General features: G+C 66.4%; 10 protein-coding genes. 7 read left to right on the forward strand and 3 right to left on the reverse strand.

Annotated features, from left to right (window positions below):
- Positions 1 to 29: 29 nt before the first annotated feature.
- Positions 30 to 452 carry an ATP-binding protein gene (locus NA11_RS35495; RefSeq protein ID WP_069166451.1) on the reverse strand — a complete coding sequence of 141 codons (423 nt, stop codon included), beginning with the start codon at positions 450 to 452 and terminating at the stop codon, positions 30 to 32.
- Between the two features lie 96 nt (positions 453 to 548).
- On the opposite strand from NA11_RS35495, the gene rpe reads away from it, so the two are divergent.
- Entirely contained in the window at positions 549 to 1,205 is a 657-nt protein-coding gene (rpe, locus tag NA11_RS35500) for a ribulose-phosphate 3-epimerase (protein WP_069166452.1), read from the forward strand.
- Between the two features lie 125 nt (positions 1,206 to 1,330).
- On the opposite strand, the gene NA11_RS35505 is transcribed toward rpe, so the two are convergent.
- Entirely contained in the window at positions 1,331 to 1,801 is a 471-nt protein-coding gene (locus NA11_RS35505) for a hypothetical protein (protein WP_069166453.1), read from the reverse strand.
- 565 nt (positions 1,802 to 2,366) lie between these two features.
- On the opposite strand from NA11_RS35505, the gene NA11_RS35510 reads away from it, so the two are divergent.
- The 4 genes from NA11_RS35510 (at position 2,367) to NA11_RS35525 (ending at position 5,325) form a co-directional block, all read left to right on the forward strand.
- Complete coding sequence (locus NA11_RS35510) at positions 2,367 to 2,990, forward strand: riboflavin synthase (protein ID WP_069166454.1); 624 nt, start codon at positions 2,367 to 2,369, stop codon at positions 2,988 to 2,990.
- 77 nt (positions 2,991 to 3,067) lie between these two features.
- Complete coding sequence (locus NA11_RS35515) at positions 3,068 to 4,312, forward strand: bifunctional 3,4-dihydroxy-2-butanone-4-phosphate synthase/GTP cyclohydrolase II (protein WP_069166455.1); 1,245 nt, start codon at positions 3,068 to 3,070, stop codon at positions 4,310 to 4,312.
- Positions 4,313 to 4,333: 21 nt separating this feature from the next.
- The gene (gene ribH, locus NA11_RS35520; RefSeq protein WP_069166456.1) at positions 4,334 to 4,813 is read left to right on the forward strand and encodes a 6,7-dimethyl-8-ribityllumazine synthase; all 480 of its coding nucleotides are present in this window, start codon (positions 4,334 to 4,336) and stop codon (positions 4,811 to 4,813) included.
- A gap of 2 nt (positions 4,814 to 4,815) precedes the next feature.
- Complete coding sequence (locus NA11_RS35525; RefSeq protein ID WP_069166457.1) at positions 4,816 to 5,325, forward strand: PH domain-containing protein; 510 nt, start codon at positions 4,816 to 4,818, stop codon at positions 5,323 to 5,325.
- A gap of 1,189 nt (positions 5,326 to 6,514) precedes the next feature.
- Here the strand turns inward: NA11_RS35525 and NA11_RS35530 are convergent.
- Positions 6,515 to 7,120 carry a TetR/AcrR family transcriptional regulator gene (locus NA11_RS35530; protein ID WP_069166458.1) on the reverse strand — a complete coding sequence of 202 codons (606 nt, stop codon included), beginning with the start codon at positions 7,118 to 7,120 and terminating at the stop codon, positions 6,515 to 6,517.
- 99 nt (positions 7,121 to 7,219) lie between these two features.
- Between NA11_RS35530 and NA11_RS35535 the strand changes: the two genes are divergently transcribed.
- Positions 7,220 to 7,927 (forward strand): nitroreductase, encoded by a 708-nt coding sequence (locus NA11_RS35535; protein ID WP_245746425.1) that lies wholly within the window; start codon positions 7,220 to 7,222, stop codon positions 7,925 to 7,927.
- 125 nt (positions 7,928 to 8,052) lie between these two features.
- Complete coding sequence (locus NA11_RS35540; RefSeq protein WP_084655331.1) at positions 8,053 to 8,925, forward strand: NAD(P)-dependent oxidoreductase; 873 nt, start codon at positions 8,053 to 8,055, stop codon at positions 8,923 to 8,925.
- The last annotated feature ends 433 nt before the right edge of the window (positions 8,926 to 9,358 follow it).

Raw genomic sequence — 9,358 nt, forward strand, 5'->3', positions numbered from 1 at the left:
GGGCTCGAACACGGTGTCCTCGTCTGCCACTACGCTTTCCCCCGGACCCGACGGAACTCGACCGTCGTCGGATATCCGGAAACTGACGAATCGAACGAATCCTGCGTCGCCTGCACCTCATCGGTGAGCGTACGCAACACGTGCCAGCCGAAACTGCGCTGATCGGGTAAGCCCGCCTTGGCGGCGATGCCACTGACCCGGACCAGCAGCTCGGTCTCCCCGACGGTGAATCGACAGTTCAGGCTGGTGTCGGGTCCGGCGACAGCGATCAGTGTCGAGCAGACCTCGTCGACGGCAAGCCGAATGTCGGCGACCTCGTCCAGCGTGAAATCGCTTAGTAGGACGAGAGTTTCGGCGAGCCCACGAACGATGGGCAGCTGTGTGACCGATGCGGCCACCCGAATCTCCACCGGGGTGCTGTACAGCCCCTGTTCCGCCGATATGTTGATCACCCTATGCAGGCTACCCACTCCGGCGCTGGACAACCCTCACTACCGATAGACTGCGGCGTTGTGTCCACCCCGACTTATGCGCGCCCGGCCGCCCCCATGATCGCTCCCTCCATCCTCTCCGCCGACTTCGCGCACCTCGCGGACGAGGCACAGAAGGTGGCGACCGCCGACTGGTTGCACGTCGATGTGATGGACGCGCATTTCGTGCCGAACCTGACGTTGGGGCTGCCCGTCGTGGAAAGCCTGTTGAAGGCGACCGACATTCCGCTGGACTGCCATCTGATGATCGACAACCCGGGTCGCTGGGCGCCGCCGTACGCGGAGGCGGGTGCACACAATGTGACGTTTCACGCGGAGGCGACCGATGACCCGGTTGCGGTGGCGCGCGATATTCGCGCGGCCGGCGCGAAGGCGGGCCTGTCGGTGAAGCCGAATACGCCGATCGAGCCGTACCTGGAGATTCTGAAGGACTTCGACACGCTGCTGGTGATGAGCGTGGAGCCCGGTTTCGGCGGTCAATCGTTCATCGCCAGCGTGCTGGAGAAGGCCCGCATCGTCCGCAGGCTTGTCGACGCGGGCGAGCTGCGGTTGCTCGTCGAGATCGACGGCGGCATCAACGCCGACACCATCGAGGCGGCAGCCGAAGCGGGCATCGACTGTTTCGTCGCGGGTTCGGCGGTCTACAACACGGCAGATCCCGGTGCCACGGTCGAGGCGCTGCGCAGGCAAGCCGCTGCGGTGCGCGCCGGCTGAGAACGGTCACAGCGTCTGTCGGCGCTGTCGTATCAGTCGGTCATATCGGTCGAGGTCGTTCGGTCGGCGCCGTCTGAGCCGCGGCACCGCCCGGTCTTTCCTCGTCGGCTGATCCCTGAATTCGGTTACAGCGCAGGCGTTTTGCGAGCTCCGACCGCGCGGGTCGCTTCGATCACCGCGGTGAGCGGCGGGCGCGACGTCGCGGCTTCCGGCGGCCGGATCCAGGTGCGGTAGCCGGTGTGCTCGTCGTCCGGCGAGGGCAGGACGACCTCGCTGCCGGTGCACGCGACGGTCGCGTACATCCGGAACAACTCGGCGGACACCGCCGCGGTGAGCGCCTCCGGCCGGTACGGCCCGGTGAGGAAGGTCCAGCGCTTGGCGCGCGGATGATCGACGACCGGTCCCGCGATCTCGGCCTGTTCGAGCCGCTGTTGCACGCGCGCGCCGAGATCGGCGGGCATCGTGATCGCGCCATAGTGTGTGCCGATGTGCAGCAAAATGCGGCGAGAGGTCGGGTCGATCGATGCGGGCAGGTGGAATTTACGCCGGTACTGCACGCAGCGAACCTCCAGCGTCGAATCGAGAAGAGTGGTCACGCCGCGCCCCCAACTGTGTCGAACTTGTTTTGACCCACTGTGGTTATCTGACTTCCTCGAGTGGTGGACATCCCTGGATCGAACTTCCCTGGCGCAACCAGCGTCCCCAGGTCGAAGCGTTCTGCACTGAACTGCTCGGTTTGGAAGTTGAACGGTAAGAATCAGCTACATAACAATATTGCGTCTATTTTGATCACGGCGCAAGCAAACGTTAAAAGTGTGTTGCCGGTGGGTACAACAGGGGATTCGGGGCCGATAATTGCTTTCTAGCGGTATCGAAATCCGATCAAATGAATGTCGCCGACGGTTAAAGGGCGATATTTCCGCATGCTCGAATGCAATTCATCGCTAATTCTTCATGAGTGCTCGCTCAGTCGCGAGATGTCCGGCCGACGGTCTGCTTCTTCCGGCGGTTGCCGGGACGAGGTCCTGACGGACAGCTGAGCGGAACCGTCCTGTCGGCTACGACCGGCCGTCGTTACGCTGAACACCGGGGGCCGACCGATGGGAATACCCGCCGGATCCGGACTGTTCCGCAACCGAGGACAACGACAGGGAGTCAGGCATGTTCACAGGCATCGTCGAGGAGCTCGGCGAGATCGTCGCCACCGAGCAGTTGGCCGACGCCGCTCGGCTGACGATCCGGGGCAAGCTGGTGACCTCCGATGCGGGCCACGGTGATTCGATCGCCGTGAACGGGGTGTGCCTGACCGTGGTCGAGGTGATCGGCGGCGACTCGTTCACCGTCGACGTCATGCAGGAGACGCTGAACCGCTCCAGCATCGGCAAACTCGACGCCGGGGCCAAGGTCAACCTGGAACGCGCCGCCGCGCTGAACAGCAGGCTCGGCGGACACCTCGTGCAGGGCCACGTCGACGGCACCGGCACCGTGCTCTCCCGCACCCCCTCGGAAAACTGGGACGTGGTGCGCATCTCGCTGCCCGACTCGATCGCCCGCTACGTGGTACAGAAGGGCTCGATCACCGTCGACGGCATCTCGCTCACCGTCTCCGGCCTCGGCGTCACCGACCAGCCCGCGGATTCGGACAGCACCGACTGGTTCGAGGTATCCCTCATCCCCACCACCCTTGCCCTGACAAATCTCGGCTTTGCCACCGTCGGCACCACGGTCAACCTGGAGGTGGACGTGATCGCCAAATACGTCGAACGCCTGCAGCAACGCGGGTGACAGCGGCCGGTCGGGGAACGCCACTGCCCGACGCCGTAGTGTAAGGACGGACCCATTCGAGATGGAGCACAACAGACGTGACCAGGTTCGACACCATCGAGCGCGCAGTCGCCGACATCGCCGCCGGTAAGGCGGTCGTCGTCGTCGACGACGAGGACCGTGAGAACGAGGGCGACCTCATCTTCGCGGCGGAGAAGGCCACCCCCGAGTTGGTGGCCTTCATGATTCGCTACACCTCCGGTTATATCTGTGTGCCGCTGACCGGCGACGACTGCGATCGCCTCGGCCTGCCGCCTGCCTACGCGATGAACCAGGACAAGCACGGCACCGCCTACACGGTGTCGGTCGACGCGCGCGAAGGCATCACGACCGGCATCTCGGGCGCCGACCGCGCCACCACCATGCGACTACTCGCGGCCGCTGAGGCGAAGGCCGACGACTTCACTAGGCCCGGGCACGTGGTGCCGTTGCGCGCCAAGGACGGCGGCGTGCTGCGCAGGCCGGGCCATACGGAGGCCGCGGTCGACCTGTCTCGGATGGCCGGACTTCGGCCCGCAGGCGTGATCTGCGAGATCGTCAGTCAGAAGGACGAGGGCCACATGGCCCGCACCGAGGAGCTGCGCGTCTTCGCCGACGAGCACAACCTCGCGTTGATCTCGATCGCCGACATGATCGCGTGGCGGCGCAAGCACGAAAAGCATGTGGTGCGGGTCGCGGAGGCGCGGATCCCCACGGCGCACGGCGAATTCACGGCCGTCGGCTACCAGAGCATCTACGACGAGGTCGAGCATGTCGCGCTGGTGCGCGGCGATCTCGGCGACGGCGACGACGTGCTGGTCCGGGTGCATTCGGAGTGCCTCACCGGTGATGTGTTCGGCTCGCTGCGCTGCGACTGCGGACCGCAACTGGACGCCGCGCTGGAAATGGTGGCCATGGAAGGCCGTGGCGTGGTGCTCTACATGCGCGGTCACGAGGGGCGCGGCATCGGGCTGATGCACAAGCTGCAGGCCTACCAGCTGCAGGACTCCGGCCACGACACCGTCGACGCGAACCTGCAGCTCGGGCTGCCCGCCGACGCCCGCGATTACGGCACCGGCGCACAGATCCTGGTGGACCTGGGGATTCGGTCGATGCGGCTGCTCACCAACAATCCGGCCAAGCGGGTGGGGCTGGACGGCTACGGGCTGCGGATCACCGAGCGGGTGCCGATGCCGTTGCGCGCCAACGCCGAAAACCTGCATTACCTGCGGACCAAGCGTGACCGGATGGGTCACGACCTGATCGGGCTCGACGACCTGGATCTGGGCGAGACCGCCCGCTGACGCACGGAAAGGCACACATCGATGAGCGGTACCGGCGTACCGACCTTCGCGCTCGCGGATGCCAAGGACCTCAAACTCGGCATCGTCGCGTCGCGCTGGCACACCACGATCTGCGACACGCTCGTGGCGAACGCCGAACAGGTGGCCAAGGATGCGGGCGTGCTGCATGTCACGGTGGTGCGGTGCGCCGGCGCGATGGAGCTGCCGGTGGTGGCGCAGGAGCTGGCCCGCTCGCATGACGCGGTGGTCGCGCTCGGCGTCGTGATCCGTGGTGGCACACCGCATTTCGAGTACGTGTGTGATGCGGTGACTGCTGGGCTGACCCGGGTCTCGCTCGACGCGGGCACGCCGGTCGCGAACGGGGTGCTCACCACCAATAACGAGGAGCAGGCGCTGGATCGGGCCGGGCTCCCCGGGTCCGCCGAGAACAAGGGCGAGCAGGCGTGCGCTGCGGCATTGGATGCCGCGCTCACTTTGCGTGCCCTGCGGCAGTCCGCGTAGCGATGCCGGTCAGCCGCATCTTCCGCCGCAGTGCGGAACCCGCCGTCGGTGAAACACCCGAGTGGGACCTCGAGGTTCGCCCACGGCACGCGGTCCGCACCGCGCGCATCGTCGCCGTCCTGATCGCCGCAGCCTTCCTCGCCGGCGGCATCTGGTTGCGCACCGGATCCACCGGTGTGAATTTCCGTGTCGCCGACCAGATCGCGATGGTGGTCATCGGCCTGCTCATCGCAGGCGCCGTCCTGATGCTGACCCGGCCACGGGTCCGCGTCGGCCCCGCCGGTGTCTCGGTCCGAAACGTCCTCGGCGACAGCGACTTCCCCTGGAACACCGTTGTCGGCGTCACCTTCCCCGACCGCAAATCATGGGCCCGCCTAGAACTCGTCAACGACGACTACGTGCCGCTCCTCGCGATCCGTTCCAACGACAAGGCATACGCCGCCGAATCAATGGACAAACTCCGCGCACTCGGCGCGAAGTACACCGCAGCCCAGCACCCCGAGGCCAAGTAGGCCAGTCGCTCAGCGCCTTGTCGCCGGGTAGCCCTGGCCACTCAGCACCTCGACCCCAGGTAGCCCCGGCCGCCAGCACTTCGACGCCAAAAAGGCTGCCGCTCAGCGCCTTGTCGTCGGGTAGCCCTGGCTGCTCAGCGCCTTGTTGCTGGGTAGCCCTGGCTGCTCAACGCCTTGTGGTCGGGTAGCCCCGGCCGCCCAGCGCTTTGACGCCAAATAGGCCGCCGACCAGCGCCTTGACGCGAGTAGCCCTGGCCGCTCAGCATCTTGACGCCGGGTAGGCCCGGCTGCCCAGCACCTCGACCCCCGGCCGCCAGCACCTCGACGCCAAAAAGACTGCCGCTCAGCGCCTTGACGTCGGGTAGCCCTGGCCGCCCGGCGCCTCAACCCCAAGGAGCCCGCCGCCCGGCGCCTTGTCGCTGGCCGCCCAGCGCCTCGACCCCAGGTAGCCCGGGCCGCCCAGCGCCTTGACGCCAGGTAGCCCGCAGCCCAGCGCCTTGTCGTCGGGTAGCCCTGGCCGCTCAGCGTCTTGACGCCAAATAGGCTGCCGCTCAGCGCCTTGACGTCGGGTAGCCCCGGCCGCTCAGCATCTTGTCGTCGGGTAGCCCTGGCCGCCCAGCATCTTGACGCCGGGTAGCCGTGCCCGCCCAGCATCTTGTCGGCGGGTAGTCCTGGCCGCTCAGCGCCTTGATGTCGGGTAGGCCCGGCCGCCCAGCGCTTTGACGCCAAATAGGCCGCCGCCCAGCGCCTTGACCCCAAGTAGCTCCGGCCGTCCAGCACCCTGACGCCCAAGTAGGCCGGCGTCCAATAGTCACTCCGCCCATGCGAGTTGGGTTCGGGCCAGCGGACGACTACCGGTGGGCCGGATTTTGGCGGCGAATCGGCAGTTCTGTTGGGCGCGCGGCTTGTTCGCAGCGGTGTCCGCCCATGTGGTGATCCAGCTTGACCTCGGACCTCGCTGCTGTCCCGCTCGCTGAGATGTGCTCGCGCGAGTGGTACATGGTGGAGGCGACACGCCGTAAAACGCCTCAGCCATGTGCCACTCGTGGGGTGTCGTCGGCGAATTGGCCTTGGTTATACCGATTCTGGACCTGGACACGGCCTTCTCGGATGCCATCGGCTCGGTTAACCGCTGGTTGCTGAGCGCATTGGCGGGCGTACAAGGGAGCCTTCGGCTTTGGGGTGGTGGTTAGGTGGTTTGACGGGGAGGGGGCGCGGGGAGGGCTGCGTCTAGTAGGGCTGCTGCTGCTGCTTTTGCGTGCTGCGCGCAGGTGGGGTCGTTGAGGACCATCGAGCGACTGGCTGTGCCGTCGGCGAGGACGGCGAGTTGTTCGCCGAGGACTTCGGGTTGGGTGGCGCCGAGTGTGCGCACCAGTTCGACCAGACGGTCGACGAAACGCTGTTTCTGTGCGGCCGCGTACTGGTGGACGGGGCTGTGCGGGTCGGGGTATTCGGCGGCCGCGTCGACGAAGGGGCAGCCGCGGATCGGGCCGTCGCCGTCGGGGATCGTGAACAGGGCGAGCAGGCGGTCGCGGACGGGCAGATCCGCTCGATCGAGCAGGCCTTCCACGGTCTGTCCCGACTCGAGCAGGTGCCGGAGGTAGTCGACGACGAGCTCGTCCTTGCTCGAAAAGTGCGCGTACAAGGTGCGTTTGGACACCGGCGCGGCGGCGGCCACCTGTTCCATGCCCGTCGCGGTGATCCCCTGCGACTCGAACAGTGCGGTGGCCGCGGCGATGATGCGCTCACGACCGCCACGGCCGCGGCGACGCTGGATCGTCTTCACCTCGCTCACCTCTAAAGCATACGGGACCGTGTACTTAACGGGTGGCTCGGTGCTAGCCTGCGGACGTTATGTAAACGATCATGTGTACATAAGGATCAGGAGAGAGCCTTGACCGGATATCACGCCCGCAGCATCGCGACGCAGGATTCCTTGCCCGACTACGCCGAGCGGTTGATCCGTAATCGGCGAGCCGTGCGCGCCTTCCATCCCGATCCGGTCCCGGACGACACGATGCAGGCGATCTTCTCCCTGGCAGCCGCGGCTCCGTCGAACTCGAACACACAGCCGTGGACCGTCGAAGTGGTCAGTGGGGCGGCACGCGATCGACTGAGCGAGGCATTGGTGGCCGCCGACGCACGCAAACACCTTTCGGTCGACTTCCCCTACGCGGACGAGCTCTACAGCGAGGTTCATCAGCAGCGACGCAAAGACTTCGGCGAGAAGATGTACACAGCGCTCGGCATCGCTCGCGAAGACCGCGCGGCGCGCGACGCCCACAACGCGGAAAGTCTGCGGTTCTACGGTGCTCCCCACGTCGCACTGGTGTGCGCGCCCGCCAACGCGGACCCACGGATGGCCGCGGACGTGGGCATGTACGGGCAAACGCTGCTCCTGGCGATGACCGCCTATGGCGTGGCCAGCTGCCCGCAGGGTCTGATCGGCTTCTACGGCAACACGATCCGCGAAACGTTGCAGATCCGGACCGGCAAGGTGCTTTTCGGCGTCTCCTTCGGGTACGCCCTCGACTGCGCCCCCGTCAACCACATCAGGATCGCCAGGGCGGATCTCGCCGAGACGACGAGATTCCACGTGTAGCGCAGTAGCTTCAGACCGCAGCAGGGGAGAGCTTGCGGATTACCTTGGTGCTGAACAGGATTCGGTGCGTGCTGGCGGTTCGGTGGGCACTCCCCGAACGTGCGGCGACCGGTAAGGTACCCAGAGTGGCGAAGATTGCGTTTCTCGGTGTGGGTCGGATGGGTTCGGGGATGGCGGCACGGATGCTGGCCGCTGGGCACGAGGTGACCGTGTTCAACCGGTCGCCGGAGAAAGCAGCGGAGCTGGCGGCCGCAGGCGCTGTGCTCGCGGCGACACCACGCGCGGCCGCAGAGCGAGCGGACGCGATCTTCGCGATGGTGGCCGACGACGCGGCCTCGCGAGCGGTATGGCTCGGCGAGGACGGTGCGCTGGCGGCCGAGAGCGCAGCAGACGCCTTCGCGATCGAATGCTCGACCCTGTCCCGGCCGTGGATGCTCGAGTTGGCGAAAAGTGCTGATGCGCGAGGATTTCGATTCATCGACGCACCGGTAACGGGACTTCCGGATGCCGCCGCGGCAGGCCGGCTGACCCTGTTCGTCGGTGCTGACCGGAATCATCTCGATGCGGCACGCGAACTCCTGCGACCGCTGTGCACCAACATCGTTCACTTCGGCGAGGTCGGCGCGGGCACCGCGTACAAGCTGCTGCAAAACCTGCTCGGCTCGATCCAGATCGCCGCCACCGCGGAGGCCTTGCGCACGGCCGAGCTTGCCGGACTGGACTTGCCAACCGTCGTCGAAACCCTCTCCGGCGGTGGCGTGGCCAGCCCGACGCTCGTCTACGCCAGCCAACTGATGCTGAACGGGGTCCACGATCGCGACATCGCCTTCACCGGCACACTGCGTCTGAAGGACACCCGAATCGGCGTCGAGCAAGCCGACGCGCTGAACGCGCCCGCCGCGATGGGCCACGCCGCATTCACCATCTTCGAGCGGCTCATCGATGCCGGTCACGGCGACCTCAACGAAACCAAGCTCATCGACCTCCTGCGCGAATGACGTTGCCGCCCCGTAACACCTAGGTCCTGCGCCGAGTTCCCTCCCCGCGCTTCCAAGGCTGGATCGCCCAGGGAAGCGTTGTCATCGTCGCCGGTACTCACCCCCGGTGATCAGCTCCTCCGCCGCCGTGCCAGGCGACGATCGAGCCCTCGGAAGCGCCGGGTGGAACTTCGGCACATCCCCTAGCGGGTGTCGCCGAGATCCGCTCAACCGCAGCGCCCCACTTCCTGTGCCGCACTCTCACGAGTGGGACATGGTGGAGGCGACACGCCGTGAGCGCCTCCGTCATGTACCACTCGCGGAGGTTTCCCGTCGCGAATGGTCCATGGCCGAGCCAACTCTGGGCCCGATCACCATCGACGGGAAGAGAGTGGCAGTTGACCCCCATCGGCGGCAGTCACATGGTTGCGGTGCTCGATCGACGGGAGAGAAA

The sequence above is a fragment of the Nocardia altamirensis NBRC 108246 genome, assembly GCF_001612685.1.
GTDB lineage: Bacteria > Actinomycetota > Actinomycetes > Mycobacteriales > Mycobacteriaceae > Nocardia > Nocardia altamirensis.

Coding starts and splice junctions, on each gene's coding strand:
- rpe (WP_069166452.1), top strand. CDS start 549: ATGATCGCTCCCTCCATCCTCTCCGCCGACTTCGCGCACCTCGCGGAC.
- NA11_RS35510 (WP_069166454.1), top strand. CDS start 2,367: ATGTTCACAGGCATCGTCGAGGAGCTCGGCGAGATCGTCGCCACCGAG.
- ribH (WP_069166456.1), top strand. CDS start 4,334: ATGAGCGGTACCGGCGTACCGACCTTCGCGCTCGCGGATGCCAAGGAC.
- NA11_RS35525 (WP_069166457.1), top strand. CDS start 4,816: ATGCCGGTCAGCCGCATCTTCCGCCGCAGTGCGGAACCCGCCGTCGGT.